Source organism: Acidobacteriota bacterium (assembly GCA_028875575.1).
Taxonomy (GTDB): Bacteria; Acidobacteriota; Terriglobia; order Versatilivoradales; family Versatilivoraceae; genus Versatilivorator.
The window spans coordinates 55,639-80,398 of record JAPPDF010000037.1; the positions used below are offsets into that span (position 1 = coordinate 55,639).

A 24,760-nucleotide genomic window follows, 5' to 3' on the forward strand; every position below is an offset into this window, starting at 1 on the left:
CAAGTGCGATCAACCGCTTGATGGGCGGAGCCAGACGACCAATCTACGGATTGACTACACTTACGTGGCAAATCGCACACCAGCGAATTACGGGCGGGAATTCAGCTTCACAAGACGGGCACGTGCTCATCAGTGCATCCTCCTTTCGGGTTCTGCCTGATCGTTCGTCCTCGCACTCCCAAAGGATTCCTCCATTTGCCTGGTCGACGCCTGCAGCGCCGCGTCAAAAGCCGCCAGGTCAGCCGGCGTGTTCCAGACCGTGGGATGGCGGTATCTGACTCCGCTAGCCGCTTTCTGCTTCAGTGCGCTGGTGGGGTTCCCCGAGGTCGGCGGGACCCATTCGTTGTCCCCGAAGAGGACCATCTTATCGTAGACGTCATCGATGTCCAGGGGGAGGCTGTTGTGCGCGGCGATATACCCGACTACATACTTCCTGAGATGCTCGCTTGCCGCCACATAGTCTCCCGACTGACTCGCCATGGCGTAGGCAATGTCCCGGTGAATGGCGGGGTAGATGCTTCGCTTATCTTGCTCGGCCGCCGTTACCAATAGGCCGCTAGCTTCGGCCAGCTTCTCCTCCGTCCGGGCGACCATGCGATAAGTTCGTCCCAGCGCCCACAGCAGCCTCGGGTCATGCGGCCGGTAGACGCGTGCTTTTTCCAGAAGTCGGATCGCCAGGTCGTGGCGGTCGCTGCGCTCAGCCATGAGGATGCCGGTATCGCGCATCAAGCCAGAAATGACGCTGCTGAATCGTGGTGTTCCTGTTGCAAGTCCACCTCCAGCTCGCTTTTCTTCGATCGCTGACCTGAGGTCCTGGGCGAGTAGCACCCTGAGATTCTCTGCCCGGACGTGGTCCCGTGGATGGGAGCCAAACAGTGAGTGTGCGATCTTCCTTCTGACGTTCCACTTCCCGAATCGCTCATGCTGCCTTTCCCAAAACCGAGCGGCCTCCTCCGGATCGAAGCCCCGCGCTAGCGCGAGTTCGGTTCCGATCCGGTCGGCCTCCTTCTCATGCTCCTTGCTGAATTTGGATTGGATCACCAAATTGACCAAGGATGCGCCGACCGTGCCGACGGCTGCCCCGGTCGCGGCTCCCTTGAGTGTACCGAGTGTGCCGCCCTTCTTTCTTCCGAGGAAACCGCCCAGTGCCGCGCCGGCAGCGGCGCTGATCATCTTGTTGCGGCGCTGGTCGGAGCGCTGTTTGCGCAGCGATTCCAAGGCGTGCTCCTGGATCACGTGTCCGATCTCGTGGCCCAGCACCATGGCCAACTGGGCCTCGTTTTCGACGTGTGCCAGCATGCCGGTCGTGAGGTAGATCCTCCCATCCGGCAGTGAGGACGCGTTCGGGTAGATGTCCTGGACAACCCGAAACGAAAACGTGGTCGACGCTGCGGTTCCCGGAGGAACCAAGCTCTGGCCGAGGGAGCTGACGTAGCTCTGGACTAAGGAGTCCGAGTACTTGCGCGTTATCATCGCCTCAGCGTACCTGTCCGCCAGGGGCCTAACTTCCTTCAGCAATTGCTGACGTTTCTCTGCCTGTTCCGCTACCTTCTGCCGGGACTTCATGGCCCGCCTCTGCTGCTTTGCCCGGTCCTGTGCGAGCGCAGGTAGGTCGGACCCTGCCCCGATAAGCACTGCTGCAAGCGCGAGAATGTAAGTCTTCATGGGTACATTCCTCCCTTTCCAGCACAGGAAGACCGCGGACCGCAAGAGCCACCGCATGCAAGTACCATACCCGCCACCGGGAGGGTGGCCTCCTTCTTCTCAGCCGAGGATAGATCCTGTATTTGATGGATTGCAGGACAAAATAAACGATGCAGGTGATTTCGGAGTGACGGTGAACACCAATGCCGTGGTAATACGGTGAAGTTCTACAAAAAATCTTTATCTGTAACGCTCAGGCAGCTCATTCGACATCAAGAAAGGCTGCGGACTACTCCTGGCCCGGCACCAAGGCGCTGTCGCCGCTGCGCTCGCCAGGCCTACCTCCATCGTTAACCACCCCGTAGGTAACAAACAGGTTGCTGCCCGAGGTTTTCCTCACCTGAACATAACCTTGACCGATATCGCCGAGAATCCCATTTTCCTGCATCCAACGGCGGGGCCCGAGGGTCACGCTCTTTGTTCTCGGTTGAGACTCCCCGCTGCCGTCGTAAATGGTGATCTCGAAAGTGATGGGGCTGTCGTCGATCTTACCGGTATTGACCAGGGCCAGGTTACTCCGGTTCTCCGCGTTTTGCTGCAGACCGTAGATCCAGGCGTTTTCAATCGAAGTCGAGCCGTATGGCACCGCGTTATATAAGAGGCTGTGTAGTCCCCCTCTCTTGTCCGGAGCTCCCGTCCGCGCCCCGATCACGATCCCGCTCATGTCCCCTTGGGCGACTGTGGCGAACAGGGCTCCCACAAGGGGGCGACGGGTTGCACCAATCCCAGCTACGTCCTGCTTTCGCAGCCGGTCGATGATCCCGGGAATGATCCGCTGCTCACCGGCCTCAAGCCTTAGACTGAAGCTGGCCGTGTCGTGATTGGTCTCAATCGCCTCGGCCACGACGCGGAAATCCATCGTCTTGGGAACCGGGGAGAAGTTCGTCACGCTCAACTCACTGTTGAAGTTTCCGCTTTCTATGATGACGGGCAGGGTCTGTCCCCTCTTGCCCACCAGAAAGTCCGCCCGGACCGGAAGCACGAACGACCCGTCCGAGTTGAAGTTGTCATTGATGACCCCGTAGGCATAGTAAGGCGCTGGCCCACTCACTCGTTCGACCTTGACATTGCCATTCTCGAAACCGGCCATGTCCAGGATGCGGTTGTACTGATAGAAGCCTCCCGGGGCAGAGTTCGATCCGGCAAGGCCACGCTTCTCCCGGCTGACGCCGGGCCTCCGGAAAAGACCGTCACCTTCAGAGTAATGTTCGCGTCCCCGGCGTTCTGGACAGCCAGGTTGGAGCGGTCCGGTCTGATCTGACGCAGACCGGTAATGAAGGCAGGGTCGGTGATCAGGCCATCGGGATTCAATCCCGGGTAGGCCAGCCCGGCCCGCCCCTCTTCGACCGGCGTCGCGACTCTCACAGTGACGGCAGCGTTTGAAGAGGAGGAGAGGTTAGAGAAATCGACCACGAGCGTGCCGCCTGCCGCTCCGCTGCTGAGGGGGACACCCAGACCCAGCTCGCCGATGACGCCAGTGCGGATGTCAAGTTCATTGGTTCCAGGTTGCGTTGGACACTTTAAAGAGGCCTACGCTTCGACGCGGAGCCGTCCCCGGCGCTCCGAATGGGGCTCGCGGATGATGATGTCCACGTCGCGTCCCAGGACCGTCAAGAGGCGTAGAAGCCGCTCCATGGAGTACTCCCGGAAGTTCCCTCGCAGCAGGCGCGACACATCGGGCTGAGACAGCCCGAGCAGTTTCGCCGCCTCGACCTGCTTGAGGCCGCGTTGGCGAATAATCTTATCGATCCGAGTGACGAGTTCGGCTTTGAGCAAGTGTGTGTCGGGATCCGGGAGACCCAGGTCAGCGAATACGTTGGCGCTGCCCCGTTCGATCTTCACGTTGTCGGCCTTCATCGATCTACCCTCCGCCATAGTTCTCTCGGTAGTGTTGCTCGGCCACCCGGAGTCTCCGCCTGACCAGGTCGATTTCCGGCTGTGGCGTTGCGATTCCCCGCCTGGCCTTCTTTGGGAAAGCATGCAGCACGTAGACCGCGGCCCTGAACCGGACCGTGTACACCGCCCGAAACGCATCACCGTCGTGGCGCGCGACCACCTCCAGGACGTTGCTTCCCCAGCCCCTGAGCGGCTTGACGCCTCGGTGTTTCAGTCCGACCTGAGCCTGATAGAGCGCGTAGCCGACCACGTCCTGCACCGCCTCCGGGAAGCTCTTTAGATCCGTCTTGCTGGAGCCGATCCATTCGACTCGACAGGTTTGGGTAGGCCGGCGACCCTGCCCATTATAGTGATTCCTCCATATGTAAACATGCCGTTACCGGGTACGGTGACACCAGCAAATAGTCTCTATCGTCGATGCTCGGGGGCGCCGAGGCCGCTGACACTATTGCCGATGCGCCGGTAACTGACCGCTTTCGAGGATGTCCTCGCCCGCGAGACCGCCGATCCGCTCGCCGACGTGGCCACACAGGCGCACCTGTCCAAAGGGTTGGCAGCGGTGCCGTAGCGTGGCGGACAAATCCTAGAATGCCGGCCGACGGGTGAGCGCGTCCCGGAGCATTTGAAACATTGCCGGGGCCAGTTCGGGCATGTCGGTAACGGTGGTGAAGATTAGAAACGCGGAACAGCCGTTTCCTGAAAAATCCTGTGCATCCTGTGCATCGATGTCAGTGATTCCTGAAACTCACGAGGCGGGGCAAAGCGCCCCCCACCGGCTCGACAGCGGGCTGCGGCCTGGATAGCTGGGCAACCACAAGGGTTGCCCCTACAGCGGCATGCGGTGGGGGGTGGTCGCCGGGGTGTCCGCGTGCTCCAGGGCGGAAATCAGACAAACAGCGGCGAAATCTCGTCCACATTCAGGAAGGTGGTTCCCGAGACCGGTTCCAGGTACTCGAAAGCCCGACCCGAGGGGGTGTTGGTGATCTTCTTGGACCAGTCGATGCCCAGGGCGGAGTACATGGTGGCGGCGATGTCTTCGATGTAGATGGACCGCTTCTGGCTCCAGCCGGAATCGACCACCTTGCCGCCGGTGGGGTCGGTGGCGCCGATGATGCGGCCGCCCTGGACGCCGCCGCCCGCAAACAGGCTGGTGGAAGCGAACCGGTGGTGGTCGCGGCCTTTGTTGACTGTCAGGTCTCCCACGGTGCGCCCGAACTCGCCCATGCACACAATCAGGGTGCGGTCCAGGAGCACCTGTCCGTCCTTGGTTCTGAGCCGGCTCAGGTCGGTCAGCAGGCTGGCGAAAGCCGCGTCCAGCTCCCGGCCCAGAGTGTACTGGTTGGGAGTGCTGGTCTTGTCGTAGGCCTTGGCGTGAAGGTCCCAGCCGTCATGGGTGATGAACACGTAGCGGGTTCCGGCCTCGGACGCAATCAGGTTGCGCCCCAGGATGCAGGCATCCCCCAGGGCCGAGGACCCGTAGCGCTTGCGCTCCTCCGTCTCCAGCTTGAAGACGTCCCGGACCTCTGGAGCCATCATGATGGAGTGGGCCTCCCCGTAGTAGGATCGAAACTCTTCAATCGGGCGCGAGCTCCCCGTCGACGAAACCGGGTGTCCCCGTTCCAGCCGGCTCAGAAGGTCCCACCGTCGCAGAAAGCGTTCCCGTTCGGCGTCCTCCAGCAGGAAGTGCCGGCCCTCCTGGGTATTGAAGGCCAGGGGACCGTACTTGGGGTCCAGACAGCCGGCGCCCACGATGCCGGCGCCACTGGTGATGTTGTAGTTCATGGCCACGAAGGGAGGCAGAAAGTCGCCGGGCTTGCGGCGAGCCTCCATTTCGTAGGCGATGACGGCTCCCAGGGAAGGCATTTCGGCCCGCCGGGCCGGGCTGACCGGGTGAGCCACCTGCAGGACGTACTGGGCTCGGGAGTGGCCGGCTTCCCAGGCCTCCACCGAACGCACGATGGCCAGGTCGTCCAGCTTCTCCGACAGCCGGGGGAACAAGGCATAGGGCAGCTTCAACATCCCGCCCCCGACGGTCCGCAGGTCGAAGTCCGCCGGCGTGTAACGCCCCTCTTTGAAGTCGAAGGTGTCGATCTGGCTGGGTCCGCCGTCCAGAAAGAGAAAAATGCAGTAATCGGCGCTGCCCCGTGGGTTCACCTTGCGGGCCGCCTGCAGGTTGAGCGGTTCCATCATGGGCGACAGGCAGAAACTGGTGGCCGTGGCGGCCCCGGCGCGAATGAATCCCCGCCGGGTCAAGTGGGGGATGCGGGTCATGGCTTCTTCCATGGGACCGGTTCCTCTCCTAAAGGTTGAACAGAAACTCCTTGGTGTTGAGCAGGCTCCACAGCAGGTCCTCGGCTCCGGACTCGCGGTAGCGTTCGATCTGGGTCACCCCAAGACGCTGTTCCTCTTCCCGCGGGAGCCGACCCAGAGTCGCCAGGAAAAGCTCCTCCACGATAGCCTGGTTGCTCTTGAAGGGCTCCTGCTTGAGCAGCGCTTGAAGCCGCCCCTTGTCTGCCTGAACCTTCTCCTTGATCAGGTCGCTATTCAGCAACAGCGAGGCTTGTACGGTCGAGCCGGCCAGGCTCTTGTCGGCCACGTCGCGGTTGCTCCGTCCAAAGGCGGCCAGGAAGACCTTCAGCTCGCCCTGCAGGTCGTAGGGCCCCCGGGTCTGCATCACGTATTTGACCTTGAGATCGGTGCCCATGATGGGGATCTCGGGGAAAACGCCGGTGGCCTGGCAGAGGCTGTCATGGAGCTGGGCCGCCGAGAGACGCCGGGCGTTGCGCCGGGCGAAATAGCGGGCGTAGTCGGGGCGCCATTGGCCGGGAAACCGACTGGAGAGCTGATAGGCGCTCGATTTGGCGATCCGCCGGATGATGGCCCGCAAGCTGAAGCCGCTCTCGGCAAAGTCTTTCCCCAGGGCGTCCAGCAGCTCGGGATGGGTGGGCTGGATGGTCCAGGGAGCCGGCGGAGGATTGTCGGGGTCCTGCCGGGCCAGGTCGAACTCGAAGGGAGGATCGACAATGCCCACCCCCATCAGCTCGGTCCAGATCAGGTTGGCGGTGGCCCGTGCAAACTGGGGATGGGAGGTGAGCATGCGGGCATAGGCCCGGCGAAGGTCCTCTCCCGGCCTGGCCCGCTCGCCGTCGAGCAGGAAGGTGGGAGTCGTGTCCGCCGAATAGCGCTTCATGCGCTTGACGCTGGGGTACTTCAGGTCGTAGCGGTGAGTGCCTTCCTGCACGGGAAATTCCTGGCCGATCCCGAAGCCCCGGAACATCCGTATACCCCCGAAAAAGGAGGCCTGGCGCCAGAACTCCGCCCGCTTTTTCCGGCTGAGCCAGAGGTTGATCTTTTCCAGGTGGTAGGCGCCGTCATGGCAGGCGATGCACTCCAGGTTGATCCCCAGGAAGTTCCTGGTGCTGCTGATGGCGATGTCCTCGATGCTGTCCTCGTGGTTGACGGCCAACCCGTCGGCATCGTCGGCGTGGTTCCTGGCCAGATAGTTGGCGGGCGCCGACTCCCAGTTGGAGCGGGCCGTGGCCGTCAGCATCTCGGTGACCAACTGGTCGTAGGGCACGTCCAGCAGCAGGGCCGTATTGAGGTAGTCCCAGAAGAGGTTCCGACCCTTGGGCCCTACCTCGCCCTGGGTGGTGCGAAAGAGATCGCACAGAAAATAGGTCCAGCGATCCAGGTAGGGGTGGGAGGGGTGGTCCGCGGCGGCGGCGTCCACCCTGGCGCCGGTCAGCTCGTCGATGAGCCGGGACCGCTTGTCGGGGTCTGTGTCCTTCAGAAAGCTCCGTACCCTGTCGACCTCGGGCAGGCGTCCGGTCAGGTCCAGGTGGGCTCTGCGCAGGAACTCGGCGTCCGAGGCCAGGGGGGCGTGGGGGATCCCGTTCCGCTCCAGCTTGTCGAAAATGAAGTCGTCGATGTAGTTGATTCTGCGGACCGGCGGCGAGTTTTCCGGACCGGCCAGGCCGGCTGTCACCCGGCTGGTGATTTCATCCAGCTCTGCCCGGCTGCCCGTGCCCGGTTTGGGGGGATGCGGCTTTTTGCTTTCCTTGTCCTCGGGCTGGCCCAGGACCGCCAGCGCAACGATGAGCAGCGGCAGCAGCAGTGGAGGTAGCTTCATGGCTTACGCCCCATGTCCGGAGGTCGATAGTTCCCGGCGCAAAGAGGTGCGTGAGGCAGTTCCCGGAATTTTAGCAGGATTACGCCGTAGATTGAAACGGTCTTGCCTGCGGCGCAGAAACACAGGGTGGGCACAATGGATTCGGAATACTCGGAAGCTGGAGGGCGAAAGCCGTCAGAGAAGTTCAAGCGTATTTTCCGGCGAGCGCGTGGTGGCGTGGATGGACACGCTCGACCGCCCTGAACGGCCCCGCTACCGCCCTGAGAATGACGGGTCTCCTGCAATTTCTCTGAGAGTCTGCTCGCCCAGCAAAGACAGCGAGACCCTCAGGAGCGAACGTAGCGCCCGGCTATGGGAAGGATCTCGGCGTCCACGGTGATTGTCGACCCTTGCTTCATGGATAGTTGAGAATTATGGTCAGTTCGGGCGTCGGTCGCTTTCCATCAGAGTCCGCAGCATGGCATTCATGCGGGTTTGGTAACCCTTGCCCTTCGATTTCAACCAATCCAGAATGTCGGCGTCCAGGCGGACATAGATGCCTTTTTTTGGCTGCGGCATCCGCAGCTCGGCGCGACGCCAGAAGCTCTCATCGGCTTCCGGGATGTCGGAATAGTCGATGTCCTGGTCTTGGATCGACTCAATTTCTCGGAGCCGTTTTTTCGAGATGTTCATGGAAAGCCTGCCTTTCCTTGCGGTTGGCCGTACGGGCGGAAATCAGTCGGATTCGCCCGCGCCGCCACGCGTGAACCACGGCAACGACGACCATCGGGTCCAGTTGACCGTAGCTGATAAAACGCTTTTCGCTGTAGTCCTGGCGGTTGTCCGGGGCGGTGAGCACGGGGCTGGTGAAGATCAGGCTGGCTTCCTCGAAACCGATTCCGTGCTTGCGATGATTGACCCGGTTCTTCTCGTCATACCATTCGAACTGAAGCGGCATTCGTCCCGTGTGTACTGCACCAAAAAACCTATTATATATACATTTCGTATATATAACAAGTCCACTCAATCACAGGACGATCCAGTTTTCCGGAGTACTTATTTGCCGCCTCGCAGCAGGGTCACTCCCTGCGCTCCCAGAAGGAGCGGCAGGGCGGCGTCGATCACTGCCCAGATTACCGATACGGCATCCGGCCCTACTGCGGTGTAGTCGGGGTTCAACAGGTTGAACCAGTTGAAGAAAAAGAGGATGCCGATGAACAGCAGCCCGTAGAAGATCGTGTTGGCCGCCAGAAAGGCGCGGGTCACGGGTGCGTCGCCGCCTTCCCGGTCAACCTCTTGCTTGCGCATGCAGCTGAAGATCAGGCCCAGCACGATGGCCAGCGCCATCAGCGGGTTGATGTAATTCCAGTTGGGGCTATAGGGGCTGGCCTCGCTGGAAGCGTGGTAAAGTGGCTCGACGACGGTGTGGATGGCTACCAAAGCCCCGACGAGGATGAGTACGGCACCGATGGCTTGCCTGAGCGGATTCATGAATCGACCTCCTTTCGCTGTGGACTCCAGTGTCCTGTAACAGAAACAAGGTTACCATCTCCGATGGAGGTTCCACCGGGAAACGATCGTTAGGAGAGTTCCCTTGCGGTTCAGCCAACAGGCACCGTTGTGCTTCCTCATCCCGGGAACCTCCATCGGCCCTCCGGGTTCGGGCGGAACGGCACCGTCTTCGTCGTCGCTCCTCCTCGCAATGAATGAGCATTGGCTCGTCATCGCTCCTGGAATCCGGCGCCGTTGCGCTCCGAAAAATGGCAACCCTATTTCTGTTACAGAACACTAGTCGATCTCGTAGAGTGCAGGTCAAGACCCGTGCCGGACCGGGCCCGGTTCCTGAGTACATCGGATGGATCCTGGGACATTCGCCACATTCCAGCACCGGCCTTATTCACACAAAAAGTGAATTTCCGGCGGGTTGGAGGCCAACCCATAGCAGCCGTTCTCGAAACAACGAAATAGAGTTTTCGTCTTGGGAAAGGGCTTGAAAAGAGGTAAGATAACCGTAGTGTTAAGGCATAAATTTCCAGGTAAAATACCTGAGGCCAAGTTTCCCTGAGAATTTCGGCGTTTGGGTATTTAGTTCTTCTCGTAAAATTCGGTGTACTTTCTCACACAGGTGTTGCATCACGCTGCGAGCACCGATGCCACCTGCCCAAGGTAAGGGATCCAGCCCAAGATTTTGCTGGAAAGGACTCCAACAATGAAAACAGCTCCTGCTTGCCTTCCATGGCTGATCCTGCTGGCGGCCATCGCCGTGGTTGCTCCCAACGCACAGGCTCAATCGAGCAGTTTGAGCGGAGTAGTCACCGATGAAACCGGCGGCATCCTGCCCGATGCCGAGATTACGGTTGTCAACCAGGACAACAACGTCCAGCGAACCGTGGTGTCCAACGAAGAGGGACTGTACGTCTTCGCCCAGCTCCCACCCGGCTCCTACAACCTGTCAGCCACACAGCCCGGCTTCAATTCGGTGACCATTGAAGGCATCACCCTGCTTGTCAACACCAACCTTGAGCTCCCTGTCGTGTTCGACACCGTGGCCACCCTCACCAGGTCCATCACGGTGTCGGCTACGGCTCCACAACTGAACACTACCGACGCCTCGGTCGGGAACGCCTTTGGAACCAAACCGATCCGACAACTGCCGCTGAATGCGCGAAACCCGGCCGGGTTGCTCTCACTGCAGGCGGGCGTCACCTTCCTGACCGCCGATCCGCTGGACTCCAAGTTGTCGGGAGACATCCGGAACGGTACCGTGAACGGAGCTCAGAGCGACCAGTCGAACGTAACGCTCGACGGGGTCGACGTCAATGACCAGAACGGACGCTTGCCCTTTACCAGCGTCCTTCGCAACACGCTGGATTCGATTCAGGAATTTCGGGTGGTGACGACCACGGCCAATGCCAACCAGGGCCGTTCATCGGGTGCGCAGGTGTCGCTGGTGACCAAGAGCGGGACCAACGAAGTCCACGGATCGCTCTACGAATACCACCGCAACACCATCACCGCCGCCAATGACTTCTTCAACAACAGGGCCGGCGTCGATCGCCCCAAGCTCATCCGGAACGTGTTCGGAGGTTCGGTGGGCGGTCCCGTCAAGAAGGACCGCGTCTTTTACTTCCTCAACTACGAAGGCCGCCGGGATGCCAGCGACGGCAGCGCGGTGCGCCGGGTTCCGACGGCTTCCATGCGCGACGGGTTCGTTCGGTACAGGAGCGTCGACGGCCAGGTACAGACGCTCGATCCGGCGTTCATCCGCACCAGGATCGATCCGCTCGGGACCGGTCCCAGTCCCGCGACGCTCGAATACTTCAGATCCTTTCCCGAACCCAACGATTCCACTGTCGGAGACGGTCTCAACACGGCCGGATACCGATTCACGGCTCCAACACCCCTGACCTGGAACACCTTCATCTCGAAGACGGACTGGAATTTGGATCAGTTGGGCTCGCACAGCATGTTCATGCGCCTCAACTACCAGAACGACAGCATCGGAAGCGTCCCCCAGTTTCCCGGGCAGCCTCCAAACACGGAGACCAAGGACGCCAGCCGCGGGCTGGCATTGGGATACAACGGCCTTTTCGGGAGCAGCCTCGTAGGCACGTTTCGCTACGGATTGACCAGCCAGAGGTTGAACTTTTCGGGTGTGCAGACGGCATCCAGGGCCAGTCTTGGGGATAGCATCATCGACGATATCTAGGGTGCGACGACGCCCCGGGACATCGAACTGCCGACCCATACCCTGTCGGCCGACTTCTCCGTGATGCGTGGAACCCACTCCCTGCAGTTCGGAGGGGCATTCTTCTCGAATCGGAATCGCCGATTGAGCTACGACAACAGCTATCACTTTGCCAAGCAGGCCGCCTGGGCGCTTGCAGACGGCCCGGCAATATTTGAGGGGCCCCTTTCAGCGGCGCCCGCCAACCCCGGGGTTTACCGGGAGACGATGGCGACAGCGCTTGGGGTCCTCAACTTTTTCGACGCCAACTACAACTACGACCTGGACGGTAATGCGTTGGGCCTGGGAGATCCCGTAAGCCGGACTTTCGGGGTGGAACAACTGGAGCTTTACCTTCAGGATACCTGGCGTGTCAAGCCGGGACTGGCTATCACGGGGGGCCTGCGCTGGTCCCTCATGCCGCCGGTCAGGGAGGTGAATGGAATCCAGGTCAGCATCACGCCGGGTCTCGACCAGTACATCGCACACCGTCTGGACCTGGCGGCGAACGGTCGCCCCACGCGCGAAGCAGGATCGATTGGATTCGTTGGAGTGGACGACCCCGAGGGCGGTCCGCTGTGGTCGACCCATGCCAAGAATTTCTCGCCCCGGCTTGCCGTTGCCTACTCGCCGGGAAGCACCGAGGGATTTCTGGGCAAGCTGTTCGGCGGCCCGGGAAAAACCTCGATCCGGGCGGGGGCGGGCCTCTTCTACAACAGCTTCGGGATGGGCATGATGCAGATGCTCGACCGGAACGCCTTCGGGCTCACTAGCAAGGTGACCAACCAGATCCCCAGAGTTGCGGATTCCCCTCGCTTCACCGGGCTCTCGACCCCGCCCGCGGCAGGGATTTTGCCTCCTCCGCCCGGGGGGCCCGGCACACCCAACCCGACCGGACTGGGATGGAGCCAGGGAGTCGATTCCAGCCTGAAGCCGCCCTACAGCATCAACCCCACCTTTTCTCTGGCTCGCGAGTTCGGCGGGGGATTCCTGGTGGACATCGGCTATGTGGGCCGACTCGGTCGCAGGCTGCTGGTCAACGACACCGCCTCGGCCCAGTACACGAACTTCAAGGATCCGGTGTCCGGCCAATACATGTTGGACGCGCTCCAGGAAATAGAACGCATGGTGCACCGCGGCGTCCCGACCGAGGACGTGCAGCCGATCAGGTTTTGGGAGAGCCTCTATTCCGGGGTCGCCACGCCGGAGGCAACCGCGACTCAGCGTGTCTATGAGGTCATCCGGTCCGCCAGTCCCGATACGGGCACGGCTCTCTATTATCTCGACTACGCCTGCATCCCCTTCTGCAGCGACATGGGGCCGGGTATTTCCATGAATCCCCAGTTCTGGGCCTTCGACGCGCTCCGGTCCTTCGGAACCTCGACCTACCACTCCATGCAGGTGTCACTGCGCAAGGCCTTCTCCCAAGGCTACCAGTTCGACCTGAACTACACCTTGTCCAAGTCCACCGACCTGGTGTCGGTCGCCGCCCGCCGCAGCCAGGGAGAACGGTTCGGCCAGATTCCTGGAGATACCTACTGGTCCGCCTTCAGCGTCATCAACTCCTGGGACCGGGAAGCCCAGCGGTCCGTTTCCGATTTCGACATGCGCCACCAGTGGAACGCCAACTGGGTGGCGGAGTTGCCGATCGGAACCGGGAAGCCGATTCTCCCCGACATGGGGCCGGCGGGCCAGGCGGTGCTCGGCGGCTGGCAGCTTAGCGGCCTGATGCGCCTGACCTCGGGCCTTCCCCTCAGCGTGCTGAACGGTCTGGCCTGGCCCACCTGCTATTGCTACCAGCACTTCGCCGAAACCGACGGACCGGTGCCGGCGCAATCCAACGCCAAGAACGCCAGGTTGATCGGAGGGGGGAGCGGGCCAAATGTCTTCAGCGATCCGGAGACAGCCCTGGCCTCGTTCAGGCAAGTCCTGCCCGGGGAAGTCGGACAGCGCAACAACCTGCGGGGCGACGGGATCTTCTCGATCGACATGGCCATCGGAAAACGCTTTCCGTTGCCCTTTGAGAATCACAGCCTGCAGTTTCGTGCCGAAGCCTTCAATTTGACCAACAGCGTTCGCTTCAATGCCGACGTCTGGGAAACCCTCTCGTTCGTCTTCCCCGGAAGCTTCGGGAACTACTCCCGGGTGATGGTTCCGCCGCGGGTGATCCAGTTCGGCCTGCGCTATGAGTTTTAGCGAAGCCGCGCCTCAGACCAATACGTAGCAAAAAAAGATATCCACGAAGGGCCACCAAAAAGGGCGAAGGGACACGCAGAAAAACGGATATTCTCGGAATCTCAGCCGATTCGTCGACCAGTCCGCGAGATTGACCTCGGAGGGGTCACCTTGAGGGGGCCGGGCCGATGGGGCTTTGCAGCAGGGCCTGGCGAAATTCGTCGTAGGGGATGCCGCCGGAGACGATGAAGATGTTGCGGTCGGTGGGCAACTGGCGAAGGCCCACCGAGACCGGCACCTTCATCGGTCCCTTCAAGTCCATTCTGAGCGGGGAATCGTTGGCCGACCCCATCCACCACCAGTGGACGCCCCCCAGGTGCTGGGTCTCGCGGACGGGATCGGGCCAGAGTTGGGTGCCGAACTCGTCGAATAGCTTGAAGGTTTTCAGGTCGAAGGGCAGGCTGACGAAGAGTTGAGCCTGGGCCAGGCTGCCCCGGGTCCGCACGAACCAGGCCATGGGACGTCCGTCCTCCAGTTCCCACAGGAACATGCGGACCTCTTCCCCCACCGCCACTCTTTCCTTGAACCGCGCCCCGCGCAGCAGCGGCATGCCGCTCACCGACAGGTTGTAGTCGATCTCAATGGGCCGGGACCAGCCGAGGTAGGTTCCCACCATGGCCTTCCAGGTGGTGGCGCACTGCTCGAATCCCTCGCCGAAAGCCAGCGCCTCGACCCGTTCGGGATCGACCTGTAGCCGCCGCTTATTGAATTCCCGCTCGATTTCCAGGGCGATCATGCGGTTGTAGAAGATGACTTCCAGCGCCTGGGCGTTCCAGGTGTCGCTGTTGTGACGGACTGCCTCCAGCAGATCGTCCAGCAGCTCGATCTTCACCGCGTCGGGGAGCAGTTGGCGGTAATCCACCTTGTGGTTGGCCGACGGGCTCTCCGAGCGGATGATCACGCAGCGGCGCCCCAGCCGTTCCCGCCCCTCGATCTCCAGGGCCTGCATGGCTGGCCGGTTTCCGATGGGGTAGATGATCAGCGCCTCGTCGGGCCCCATGGCCCGGATGTATTCCTTCTGTTTTCGGTTGACCCGCCGCTCCCACTCCAGGATCTCGTAGAACTCCTGCTTGTCGTACCAGGCGCCGCCCCGATAGGTGAAGGACTGGTAGAGGAAATCGGGCCGCATGCGACCCCCTTCCGCCAGGGCCAGGTCCCAGCAGACGGGGTGGATCAGGAAGCTGACCTTGGAAATGTCGACGGGAGAGTCAGCCCCGCTTGCATCCTGAGCCGCGGTGCCGGCTGGCCAGCCTATTGAAAGGAGCAGGAACAGAGCCGGAAGCGGGTGAAGGAGAGCCTGCACTGTTCGCACCCTGATGTGTTTGAGATCGATCACCGGAGATGATTGCTGCCGCCGCATTGCGCCTCGGCTCCAAGCCCGGGGTCTTGTTCCACCCGCCTGCCAACCAACACGAAGCGCAAGGGCCGCCATCCCGAAAAGGCGCTCACGGCCTCTTTCCTACGCTCCGCCCGAAAGACACGCCGACGGCAACGGGCTCTACCTCTTCGTCCAGCCTACCGGAACCCGCGGCTGGATTCAACAACGTCCCCTATTCCCTTCTGATTCCTTGTTTCAGGTCCGCCTTATTTCTGGTTGGGCAGCAAGGCGCCATCGCCGCTGCGCCGGCCGGGAGCGGCGCCGTCATTGATCACACCGTAGGCGATAAAGGGGTTGTTGCCCGACGTTTGCCTGACCTGGACTTAGCCCTGGCGGGTCCCCGGGGCGTATTGGGCCAGGATCCTGTTCACCTGGCGCCAGCCACGGGCCGGGACCGTGAGCTGGTTGACCGTCCTGACGAGCTGGCCGGTGTCGCCGTCATGGCTGTTGTCCCGCCAGGTCAGATCGATCCTGGAGCTGGAAACCGTTGTTGCCGTCAGATCGGTGGGTGCCGGGAGGGTGTCGGCAGGCCTCGTTTGAGTCAAGATGCGAATGCGATGGTTGCGTGCATCGCCGATGAAGAGGTTGCCGGAGGCATCCAAAGCAAGGCCGTCGGGACCGTTCAATTGCGCGTCCACCGCCGGGCCGTTGTCGCCGCTGAAGCCTCGCTCTCCCGTACCGGCGACCGTGGTGATGGTTCCCAAGCGAGCAACCCGGAGAGTGCGGCTGTTCCAGCTATCGGCGATGAGGAGGTTGTCGGTGCGGTCCACCGCTATGCCGCCGGGATAGTTCAACCGGGTAGCGATTGCAGGAAGGCCGTCCCTGCTGCGCCAGGTGTGGAATCAGTTGGAAGCCGGGGACCGGCGGGCGCTACGCGGCATCGTCAAGCAGTTCCGGCGCAAGCTCGGCGACGATGCGTCCAAGCCCACCTGTATATTTAACGAGCGCCAGGTCGGCTACCGCATGGCTAAACCGGACAAGGGTTAGCCCCCGGCCAGCTGCGGCCTTGTTTCAGCCACCCCTGTTCTGGTTTTCTGTGGAGGGAAACAGATGGCTCTCCGGTGGCCTTCCCTCCTGAAATAGGTCTATTTCAAGGGTGAGGGTTTTCTAACTTGAACAGCTCAACCCAAGGCCGACAGCGCTATCCTTCCCCGGCTTGAAGGCCGAGGCATGCCGCCCACGTGATCAAACAGGTAAGTTTTGCCCTGTGTCCCTTACGCCTGAACTCTTGCGCTGCCGACGATTGACCGGTTCCCGGGCTTATGGCATTTGGGGGAACCCGGGACCGGCAGGGACACGATATTCGACTCCGGGACCAGAGCAGGAAAGGTTGGCAGCCCCCCGCAGCTTGCCTATTTTTTCTCGTCTTCAGGTTTGGTCGTCAGTGGAAAGATTCGCGGATCATGCAACTTGAGAGCAAAGAGAAGCTGTTTCTGGAGATTCGCAATCTTGTCCAGCCGCTTCACAATCTCCTCATATTCCGCGGATTGAATGGTTACTGCTTTGTTCACTGTTGACCTCCTTCAGAGTCCACCGAGGGTGTGACTGCCAATGGGCGAGTAGTCACAGCTTCCTGGAGATAGCGGCTCCAGGCCCTCGGGGGAAGCTCGCTGTTGTCGTGTCCACTCCCGATCGACGCATCGCGGATCTCCTGGATTTCGACGTGGATCCCCCGGAGGCGGACACAGACAGCGCCAGCTCCCGCCAGCGGGAGAAATTCAACGAAACTGATCGAGAACCCTCTGCTGAGATTGCAGGTGAACACCCAGGTGTCCGACCGCTTTCTCGCCCCGGGGCTGCTTGCACCGCTTCCATTTACCGCGCCCGGCATTGACCAGGCCACTACCGAGAACAGGCGTTCGTTGGTGGAGCAGCGCCGGCCCGCAGGAATCCAACGCTCTCCAGGGCCAGACGAGCTGGAGATAGGGGGGACCCCCCAAGATATCAGTCCGAAAGCTCTGCGACGATCACTGAACCGAATGCCCACGGGGGCTGGCCGGCTTCGCATTCCACCTCTGCTGCGTTGTGCGTTGGCTCCCGAGTGCCCTCGGATTCGGAGGAGATTGTCTCTCTCACCCACGGTCCCAGCCGGCGCTAGTCGGCTATGCGGCTCCCCTGTCGTCTTGGTGGAGGACGTCGTCGACGCCTTCGCAGATGTCTTTTGCGAACGCCAGCGACCCGGGCATCGACTTGCTCTGGCTCCTCGAGAGGCACTATTTGGAGTTTGAAGCCGAGGCACTGCAGGAGCGCTTGAATCGAGTTCACTTGCGGAGTGGCCCCCCTGCGCATGTTTCGGACGGTATCGGCGGTACCCGTGGCCAACATTGAGAGGCGCCGGTCAGGAACGCCGGACCCGTCGATCAGATCCAGCAGGCGTTGTCTCACGCCCATGTCGGAGTCAGAAGCACCCATACGGTCTCCCCGCTCGCATGCCGGCGCGCGGCCCTACCGGTCCAATCGAGCCCGGGACACTGCCCGAACCATTCCAGGGCGGCTCGCCACTGGCGTGCCTGCTTTGCTGTTGACGTCGGAAGACCGAGACATGGAGCCGCATCTGCCTTAGGGGGATTGCAATGTCAACAGTCGGATTTCCGAGCCCTGCCCGGTTCCGATGTCGCCCGATCGGGGTCCTCACACGGTGGCCTTCTACTGCTCAGCCGAGGAGGGAACCGGTAATCGATGGATCGCAGGATAGGATAGACAACACAAGTGATTTCCCGGTGATCGTGAACACGATTGTGGTGACAATTTGGTGACGACCTGCAAGAGGGCGTTATTTTTAACGCTCGGACAGTGCAGCGCACTCTGACTTCGTCTCCTCCAGGGAGCCGGCGTCTTCGGTCTTGCAAGTCAAGCGAGTCCAAGACTCCCTGCAAACCGCATACCGTGCCGAAAGGGATGGCGAGAGTGAGCCCCTTCACCCAGGGGACAGCGACGCGGTCGGCGACCACCCGGTCGATGCAGAACGGGGGCTCTGCAGCGTAGACCGGTTGCCGCCGGGTCCGTATCGCCAGGGTTGAGGAGAGGGGAATGCCGGCGGGAGCCGGAGAGGCGTCCGGGACGCTCCAGGCGCAATGCATCGTGAATCGACTGGCGCTGAGGACTCTGAAGGCGCGGGCAGCGGCCAGACGGTTACACGGGCTGTCCTTCCGCGCCCATGCATGTTGCCGGCTCTAGGCAATATGCAAGGAGTTCAGCATTTACGGGCCCGACTTCCGAGTTGCGGAGAAAAGCGCACCCATCTTTGAGTGGACCCACTAATCACGCCGTGCGTTCGAGCAGGTCTGTGACCTAGTCGGCACCCTGTACGAACATCCTTTCCTAGCCTTGCTCACCGATGCGTCGCTTGAGACCCTGCTTCGCCTCGACCGTCTTCCCCGGGTGCTCCATCGTCCTTCGTGCCGATCGTATCATCGGTCGAATCCGGAGTGTTTCAACCATCATCCAGTCGAACCAAGCAGCCGTGACATGAGCCGATGAAACCGGTTGCGGTCGTGGGCTGGCCTTGGTCCGCACACCCGCCGGAGCATGGCCACTCGTTTCCCGACGCCCAGATCGATCCTCACGGCCCGGGGCTGGCCGGCAGGGGCAGTTTCTCCACCTCATTGGCTGGATCCACCCATCGCTGCTTCCTGCCCTTCAGCCGAGGGCCTTGATCCTGACCCTCTCCAGAACCACAGTGCCGGCGAGTGGTGACAGGCAAATCCTTGCCAGTTCTTGCAAGAAATCACCACTTTGTCACCCAAATCGCCTTCACAATCACTCCGAAATCACCTGTGTTGTCTAGACTGCGCGCCGAGTCCGAAACAGACAACAGTGGGATGTCAGAAATTCACTGACTGGATGGACCAATTAACGGGGTTCCCTCGAAGCAGTTGTTCACGCTCCGTCAGGCTGGTCCTCTTTCAGGGGATCGCCATACCCGGAGTATTCCTGGTGACGGCCCCGTGATTTCTTCGGGAGTGTCAAGAAACGCTTTCCAGGCCGGATGGCAACACCGCCAGGTCGATCAATCTGAACCTTGGCGAATGCGAACCGGACGCCCACACGGGCTGCCGGCGCGGACTGGGCAACCCACTCTCGAAGGCCCTTGCCGTCGCGGCGTGTGACTGAGAGGCACCCGCATCACTAAGGATGATTATCATAGACAGTTCGTGGCAGCTGATTCATTTGAGCGTCGCTGCTCCCAGACAATTCAATCTCCGTGTGGAATCCCCCGATCGATCGATTCAGGTTTGCACCGGATACAAGATCCCATGGACCCGTCGGTTCATCTGGACAGGTCGTCGCACAACGATACAAGGACCACAGTGCAAGGACGTGTTTCGTCTGGGAGTTTCGCTGCTTTGGGCACGCGTGGAGGACGGCGGAGGCCCTGCAGAGATCATTTTTCGGAGCGGTTTCTGAGCGTGGTTTCGGACTGGAAAAGCGTTCAGGCGGTTTGGGCACAAGTCCTCAGAGGCCCCGGCCGGTTGCCGAATCGAAGGGAAACTGAGCGGCACCGAACGGCATAGCATGCGGGCGGGACGCCCGCGCTCCCGGGGGGCGCCTCCTCCCATCACTCCTGCTCCTCGAGGGGGCAGGCGCCGGCTTGCCGGGCCGCAGCCCTGCCGATGCGGCAGAGCCGTCACGCTTGGTGGTCCCTCGGTGTCCTTCGTGTCACTTCTTCGTGGATTACTCTTGTTGCGGTTGTTTCAGGTCAGTATCCCTTCCACCACTCGGGCGGGGAATTCGTCGGTGAGGCGCTCGTTGCGGCCTTCGCGCCGGTAGACCAGGTCGCGGTGGTTCATTCCCAGCAGGTGCAGGATGGTGGCGTGCAGGTCGTGCACGCTGACCGGGTTGTCGACGGCGCGGTGGCCCAGTTCGTCGGTTCCCCCGTAGACCGTTCCCCCCTTGATCCCGGCTCCCGCCAGCCAGACGCTGAATCCGGGCGGGCCGTGATCCCGGCCCGCCGCCTTGTCGGGATGCTGGGAGAGCGGCAGCCGGCCGAACTCACCGCCCCATACCACCAGGGTGCTGTCCCAAAGGCCTCGCTGCTTCAGGTCGGTCAGCAGGGCGTGAACGGGCTTGTCGGTCTTGCCGCAGGCGTAGCGCAGGCCCCCCGTCAGGTTCTGGTGCTGGTCCCAGATCTGCTCCTCGATGTAGAGCTGGACCATGCGCACTCCTCGCTCCACCAGCCGGCGGGCCATCAGGCAGCGCCGCCCGTAGGAAGCCGTGGCCTCGTCGTTCAGGCCGTACATCTCGTGCGTGGCCGGGCTTTCCTGGGAGAGATCCAGGGCGTCGCTGGCGGCGATCTGCATGCGGGCGGCCAGCTCGTAGTTGGTGATGCGTGCCTGAAGTTCCGGCTGGCCCGGATGGCGGTGCAGATGACCCCGGTCCAGCCGGGTCAGGATCGACCGGGCCATGTTCAACACCGGACTGGGAAATTCCTCCTTGGGCTGAAGATTGAGCAGGGGCGAGCCCTGCGATTTCAAGCGGGTTCCCTGGTAGATGGGCGGCAGCCATCCCGCCTGCCAGTTCTGAGTGCCGTTCACCGGGAGCATCTTGGGGTCGTCCAGCACCACGTAGGCGGGGAGATTCTGGTTCTCGCTGCCCAGACCGTAGACCACCCAGGACCCCAGGCTGGGGCGTCCCACGATGGTCCGTCCCGACTGCATGAGAAAAATGGCGGGCTCATGGTTGAAGTGCTTGGTGAACATGGAACGAACCAGGGCGATGTCGTCCACCTTGCGGGACAGGAAGGGAAGGAGTTCCGATAACTCCATGCCGCACTGGCCCCGTTTCTTGAACTCGAAGGGGGAGGGCATCAGGGTGCCGATGGAGGCGATCTGTTCCACGTCATTGGTCAGGTCGCGGCCCGGCGGCTGCCCCTCGTACTTCTTCAGCAGGGGTTTGGGGTCGAACAGATCGATCTGGCTGGGGCCGCCGTTCATGAAGAGGTGGATCACCGACTTCGCCCGCGGCTCGAAGTGAGGTCGCCGGGGCTTCAGGTCGGGAACCTGCCGACTGTCGGCCAGCAGGGGAGGGGCGGACAAGAGGTCCCTTCCCAGCAGGTAGGCCAGGGCTCCTCCCATGAACCCGTTGCCCAGGCTGGAAAACAGCTCCCTGCGGGAAGGCAGAGGCGCCGCTTCCGCGAACTCCCGGCTCGGAAGGTTGGACTCCAAACGGGTTCGGTCCCCAGGTCTCATGGTTTCCTCGCTCAATAAAACATAAACTCCGCCGAGTTCAGCATGGCGTGGCAAAAAGTGGACAGGGCCAGCCAGCGGGCCCGCGACCGCTTGGGCTCGGCCGGCGTGTGGCTCTCCAGGTGCTCGGCCCAGTGCCGGTCCACGTGCCCGATCTCCTCAAGGGCCGCCGCTTTCTCGGAGGCGGTGGGCCAGCGGGACAGGGCGGCCAGGTAGACCTGCTCCACCTGGCTCTCCAGGTCGCTGCCCACGGCGTCGATGACCCGGCCGGCGAAGTGGCGGGCGCTCTTGCGGGCCAACTGGCTGTTCCAGAGTTGCAGCGCCTGGGAGGTGACCATCGACTGGGAGCGCTTGACGCAGTTGGGGTTGAGCTGGGGGGCGTCGAAGGTGTCCAGCATGGTCAGGGGGGTAGTGCGCCGCTGAAGCATGTAGACGCTGCGCCGGCAACCGGCCGAGGTGCACTGGCTGGTGACCTCGCCGTCCTCCTGGACCTCGACCTCATCCGCCGGTCCGAAGGGAGTGGAATCCAGCCGGCCTGAGATCTTCAGGATCGAGTCGCGCAAGGCCTCGGCATCCAGCCGTTGCAGGGGAAAGCGCGAGAGCAGGGCGTTATCCGAATGGCCGTTGGCCGCCTCCTCGCCCGGGCTGGCCGAGGCCTGTCGGTAGGCGCTGGAGGTCATGATCAGCCGGTGCATGGCCTTCACGCTCCAGCCTTTTTTGACGAACTCGGTGGCCAGCCAGTCCAGCAGTTCGGGATGGGATGGGGCGGCCCCCAGCTTGCCGAAGTTGCCGGGCGTGGCCACCAGGCCCCTGCCGAAATGGTGTTGCCAGATGCGGTTCACCATCACCCGGGCCGTCAAGGGGTGATCGGGTTGTCCCAGCCACCTGGCCAGGGCCAGGCGCCGCCCGCTGCTCCATTCGGGCTTGGCGATGCGGTAAGGTTGGGTTTGTGCCTGAAGCGCAGATGGGATCCCGGGATCGACGAAATCGCCGGGGCGGGTGTGCTCCCCCCGAACCAGCAGGTAGTTCGGCGTGGGTTTCCCCGGCATGTCGAACAGGGCTCGGATGGATGGATGGCGCCGCAGCTTCTTTTCGGCCTTCTTCACCGCTTCATTGACCTTGCCCGCCTCTTCCCGGTACTCCTCGAAGCGCTTCTCCAACTCGCCGGCTTCCAGCGTGAGAAACTCCCGGAAGGCCTCCACCAGGTATTTCTGCAGCTCGCTGCGATTGTCTTCGGAGGCCCTTGTGGCAGCCTCCACGTCCGCCCGCAATGCTTCCGGAATCTTTTCCCTCTTTTCGCTCAGCAGTCGCTCCTTGAAGGGGGCCGCTTTTTCTTCCAGGGAACGCTTCAGACGCTTGATCTCCTGCTCCACCGGACCGTTGTTGCGCTTCACCTCCCGAAGTTCTTCCTCCGACCCGTAACGCAGCAGCCGTTTGGGGAAGGGGCCACCGGCCGGCGCAATCAGAGGCTCCTGGGGGATCAGCCAGTCGTAGGGATCGTAGGCCGAGCGCAGGATGGCGCTGAAGCGATAGAAGTCTCGCTGGGGGAGCGGGTCGTACTTGTGATCGTGGCAGCGGGCGCAGGCCATGGTCAGGCCCATCACCGTCGAGCTCAGCACCTCGACCTGGTCGGCCACCACGTCCAGCCGCTCGGGGACGAAGTTCTGGGCCCCGGACCAGGTGCCGTCGGGCGCCATGCGCAGGAAGCCGGTGGCGATCAGAGGTTCCACCTCATCGGGAGTCAGGGAATCGAGCTGTCGGTAGTCCACCAGCTCGTCCCCCGCGATCTGCTCCAACAGGAAGCGGTCGTAGGGCTTGTCGTCGTTGAAGGATCGGATGACGTAGTCCCGGTAGCGGTAGGCATGGGGCCGCAGATTGTCGGCGTGGACCTTCCCCTCGGAGTCGGCGTAGCCGGCGGCATCCAGCCAGTATCGGCCCCAGCGTTCCCCGTAGTGCCCGGAGTCCAAAAGCCGGTCGACCAGCCGTTCGTAGGCTTGAGGGTCGGAGTCCCGGTGGTAGGCCCTGACTTCGTCGGGGGTGGGGGGCAAGCCGACCAGGTCCAAGTAGGCCCGGCGCATCAGGGCCAGGCGGTCGGCCGGGGCAGCGAAGCCGAGCCCGCGAGCCTCCAGCTTTTCCAACAGAAAGGCATCGATCGGGTTCCGGACTCGATCGCTTTGGGCGACCCGGGGGGCGGCAGGCCTGCGGGGCGGCTGCAAGGACCAGAGGTCCGGGGTGTCTTGCTTGTCGGCGGACCCCCTGGAGGCTCTCGAGGCCCCGTTTGGCGGGGCTTCCGGTGCTCCGTCGGCAATCCAGCGGCGCAGTTTTTCCAGCTCGGTCGAGGTGACGGGGCGGACGCAGAACTGGGAATAGTCCTTGGGAGGCGGCATCTCCTCGGCCTGGATGCGCTGAAGCAGCAGGCTCTCGTCGGGCTTCCCGGGAACCATGGCCGGTCCCGACTTCCCGCCCTTCAGGATGCTCGCGCGGGTCCGCAGGTCCAGGCCGGCTTCCTGCGTTCTGCGGCCGTGGCAAATCAGGCAGCGCACGTGCAGGATGGGCACCAGCACGTCGTGGCTGGTGACGGAAGGTTTCAGATCCTCTTGGGCCTGGAACACCGCGGGGTCCTGGCCGTCGGCCAGAGCGCCTTGCTCGATCCAGCGCCGAATGCTCTCCAGCTCGGCGGGTTTCAGCGGATCCTGACCCAGCGGCATCTCCCCCGTCTCTACCTTTTGAAAAAGCAGGCTCTGCTCGGCCGATCCCGGAACGACCGAAGGTCCCGAGGCCCCGCCCTCGAGAATGCTCTCCAGCGAGCCCAGATCGAGCTCACCCTGCCGGGTTTGCGGACTGTGGCAAGCCACGCACCTGGCCTGCAGGAGGGGCAGAATCCGGGTCTCGAAGCCGGGCGAAGGGTCGGTTTCAGCGGCCGCGGGGATGGCGCCGAGTACCACCGCCAGGCAGGCAGTGAACGACGCTAGGCGATAAAGAGACGCTCGGGACAGCGGCGCAGCCATGGGATTGGCCTCGTGGGGGTCGTCCTCGATGGGTCTAGACTAGTGAAGCGCCGCGGCGTAGTCAAGAGGCCGGGCCTTGACGGGATTCGGAGATCTGGGGGCGAACACGCCGACCTGTGATTCACATCGGAGCTTTTTGCAAAATTCGCAACGGTGCAGGTCATCTTGCCGGCAAGCCTGAGGTTCTGCCTTTTTCGATATCAGGTGTGACTTGGTAAAAAATGCTGTCTAACCACAAAAAGCACAAAAGTCACAAATTGTGTTTTTGTGCTTATTATGGCCAATCCGGGCAAACGTCCCGCTGCCGAATCTTGTAAATGGCTCAATTGAAGAAACCCTTTCTCCCGGCAGCGTTGTGGATTAAGGGAGAGCTGCGAAGCTGCGGTTGACGTGGGTAGGCCAAGCAAACGCCTGCTACAAGCCATCCTTATAGAGCTGCGTAGCTGCGGCCCAGGGTAGCCCCGTGCGGCAGCCCGGGGTCGTATGGGTTCTGCGCTGACTCAGCCGCGAGTGCGGCGA

General features: G+C 62.1%; 17 protein-coding genes. 3 read left to right on the forward strand and 14 right to left on the reverse strand.

The window, feature by feature from the left end; translation table 11 throughout:
- Positions 1-129: 129 nt before the first annotated feature.
- The 9 genes from OXI69_05230 to OXI69_05270 form a co-directional block, all read right to left on the reverse strand.
- A complete protein-coding gene (locus OXI69_05230; protein ID MDE2665532.1) occupies positions 130-1,665 on the reverse strand; it encodes a M48 family metallopeptidase in 1,536 nt (511 codons plus the stop codon).
- 268 nt (positions 1,666-1,933) lie between these two features.
- Positions 1,934-2,794: a hypothetical protein gene (locus OXI69_05235; GenBank protein ID MDE2665533.1), complete on the reverse strand. Its 861-nt coding sequence runs from the start codon at positions 2,792-2,794 to the stop codon at positions 1,934-1,936.
- A gap of 440 nt (positions 2,795-3,234) precedes the next feature.
- A complete protein-coding gene (locus OXI69_05240) occupies positions 3,235-3,561 on the reverse strand; it encodes a helix-turn-helix transcriptional regulator (GenBank protein MDE2665534.1) in 327 nt (108 codons plus the stop codon).
- A gap of 4 nt (positions 3,562-3,565) precedes the next feature.
- Complete coding sequence (locus tag OXI69_05245; GenBank protein ID MDE2665535.1) at positions 3,566-3,964, reverse strand: type II toxin-antitoxin system RelE/ParE family toxin; 399 nt, start codon at positions 3,962-3,964, stop codon at positions 3,566-3,568.
- Positions 3,965-4,485: 521 nt separating this feature from the next.
- On the reverse strand, positions 4,486-5,883 hold the full coding sequence (locus tag OXI69_05250) for a DUF1501 domain-containing protein (protein MDE2665536.1): 1,398 nt from the start codon (positions 5,881-5,883) through the stop codon (positions 4,486-4,488).
- Positions 5,884-5,899: 16 nt separating this feature from the next.
- Positions 5,900-7,729, reverse strand: coding sequence for a DUF1553 domain-containing protein (locus tag OXI69_05255; GenBank protein ID MDE2665537.1), 1,830 nt, complete (start codon positions 7,727-7,729; stop codon positions 5,900-5,902).
- A 417-nt stretch (positions 7,730-8,146) separates the two neighbouring features.
- Positions 8,147-8,401 (reverse strand): BrnA antitoxin family protein, encoded by a 255-nt coding sequence (locus tag OXI69_05260; protein MDE2665538.1) that lies wholly within the window; start codon positions 8,399-8,401, stop codon positions 8,147-8,149.
- Positions 8,367-8,666: a BrnT family toxin gene (locus tag OXI69_05265; protein ID MDE2665539.1), complete on the reverse strand. Its 300-nt coding sequence runs from the start codon at positions 8,664-8,666 to the stop codon at positions 8,367-8,369. Before OXI69_05265 ends, OXI69_05260 begins: the two co-directional genes overlap by 35 nt.
- Positions 8,667-8,764: 98 nt before the next feature.
- Positions 8,765-9,199 (reverse strand): hypothetical protein, encoded by a 435-nt coding sequence (locus OXI69_05270; protein ID MDE2665540.1) that lies wholly within the window; start codon positions 9,197-9,199, stop codon positions 8,765-8,767.
- Positions 9,200-9,917: 718 nt separating this feature from the next.
- Here OXI69_05270 and OXI69_05275 point away from each other — a divergent pair.
- Entirely contained in the window at positions 9,918-11,417 is a 1,500-nt protein-coding gene (locus OXI69_05275; protein MDE2665541.1) for a carboxypeptidase-like regulatory domain-containing protein, read from the forward strand.
- A gap of 63 nt (positions 11,418-11,480) precedes the next feature.
- On the forward strand, positions 11,481-13,631 hold the full coding sequence (locus OXI69_05280) for a TonB-dependent receptor (GenBank protein MDE2665542.1): 2,151 nt from the start codon (positions 11,481-11,483) through the stop codon (positions 13,629-13,631).
- Between the two features lie 145 nt (positions 13,632-13,776).
- Here the strand turns inward: OXI69_05280 and OXI69_05285 are convergent, their stop codons facing one another.
- Positions 13,777-15,030 carry a hypothetical protein gene (locus tag OXI69_05285; protein MDE2665543.1) on the reverse strand — a complete coding sequence of 418 codons (1,254 nt, stop codon included), beginning with the start codon at positions 15,028-15,030 and terminating at the stop codon, positions 13,777-13,779.
- Between the two features lie 341 nt (positions 15,031-15,371).
- Entirely contained in the window at positions 15,372-15,842 is a 471-nt protein-coding gene (locus tag OXI69_05290; protein ID MDE2665544.1) for a hypothetical protein, read from the reverse strand.
- Positions 15,843-15,852: 10 nt separating this feature from the next.
- Here OXI69_05290 and OXI69_05295 point away from each other — a divergent pair, with 10 nt between their 5' ends.
- Positions 15,853-16,035: a helix-turn-helix domain-containing protein gene (locus OXI69_05295; protein ID MDE2665545.1), complete on the forward strand. Its 183-nt coding sequence runs from the start codon at positions 15,853-15,855 to the stop codon at positions 16,033-16,035.
- Positions 16,036-16,400: 365 nt separating this feature from the next.
- Here OXI69_05295 and OXI69_05300 read toward each other — a convergent pair whose 3' ends face one another.
- From OXI69_05300 to OXI69_05310, 3 genes are all read right to left on the reverse strand, one after another.
- Positions 16,401-16,559: a hypothetical protein gene (locus OXI69_05300; protein MDE2665546.1), complete on the reverse strand. Its 159-nt coding sequence runs from the start codon at positions 16,557-16,559 to the stop codon at positions 16,401-16,403.
- 3,183 nt (positions 16,560-19,742) lie between these two features.
- The gene (locus tag OXI69_05305) at positions 19,743-21,236 is read right to left on the reverse strand and encodes a DUF1501 domain-containing protein (GenBank protein MDE2665547.1); all 1,494 of its coding nucleotides are present in this window, start codon (positions 21,234-21,236) and stop codon (positions 19,743-19,745) included.
- An 11-nt stretch (positions 21,237-21,247) separates the two neighbouring features.
- The gene (locus OXI69_05310) at positions 21,248-24,241 is read right to left on the reverse strand and encodes a DUF1553 domain-containing protein (protein ID MDE2665548.1); all 2,994 of its coding nucleotides are present in this window, start codon (positions 24,239-24,241) and stop codon (positions 21,248-21,250) included.
- Between the last annotated feature and the right edge of the window lie 519 nt (positions 24,242-24,760).

Bases quoted from the DNA above. Each gene is read 5' to 3' on its own strand.
- OXI69_05230 (MDE2665532.1), bottom strand. From the start codon at position 1,665: ATGAAGACTTACATTCTCGCGCTTGCAGCAGTGCTTATCGGGGCAGGG.
- OXI69_05235 (MDE2665533.1), bottom strand. From the start codon at position 2,794: ATGGCCGGTTTCGAGAATGGCAATGTCAAGGTCGAACGAGTGAGTGGG.
- OXI69_05240 (MDE2665534.1), bottom strand. From the start codon at position 3,561: ATGAAGGCCGACAACGTGAAGATCGAACGGGGCAGCGCCAACGTATTC.
- OXI69_05250 (MDE2665536.1), bottom strand. From the start codon at position 5,883: ATGGAAGAAGCCATGACCCGCATCCCCCACTTGACCCGGCGGGGATTC.
- OXI69_05255 (MDE2665537.1), bottom strand. From the start codon at position 7,729: ATGAAGCTACCTCCACTGCTGCTGCCGCTGCTCATCGTTGCGCTGGCG.
- OXI69_05260 (MDE2665538.1), bottom strand. From the start codon at position 8,401: ATGAACATCTCGAAAAAACGGCTCCGAGAAATTGAGTCGATCCAAGAC.
- OXI69_05265 (MDE2665539.1), bottom strand. From the start codon at position 8,666: ATGCCGCTTCAGTTCGAATGGTATGACGAGAAGAACCGGGTCAATCAT.
- OXI69_05270 (MDE2665540.1), bottom strand. From the start codon at position 9,199: ATGAATCCGCTCAGGCAAGCCATCGGTGCCGTACTCATCCTCGTCGGG.
- OXI69_05275 (MDE2665541.1), top strand. From the start codon at position 9,918: ATGAAAACAGCTCCTGCTTGCCTTCCATGGCTGATCCTGCTGGCGGCC.
- OXI69_05280 (MDE2665542.1), top strand. From the start codon at position 11,481: ATGCGTGGAACCCACTCCCTGCAGTTCGGAGGGGCATTCTTCTCGAAT.
- OXI69_05285 (MDE2665543.1), bottom strand. From the start codon at position 15,030: ATGCGGCGGCAGCAATCATCTCCGGTGATCGATCTCAAACACATCAGG.
- OXI69_05305 (MDE2665547.1), bottom strand. From the start codon at position 21,236: ATGAGACCTGGGGACCGAACCCGTTTGGAGTCCAACCTTCCGAGCCGG.
- OXI69_05310 (MDE2665548.1), bottom strand. From the start codon at position 24,241: ATGGCTGCGCCGCTGTCCCGAGCGTCTCTTTATCGCCTAGCGTCGTTC.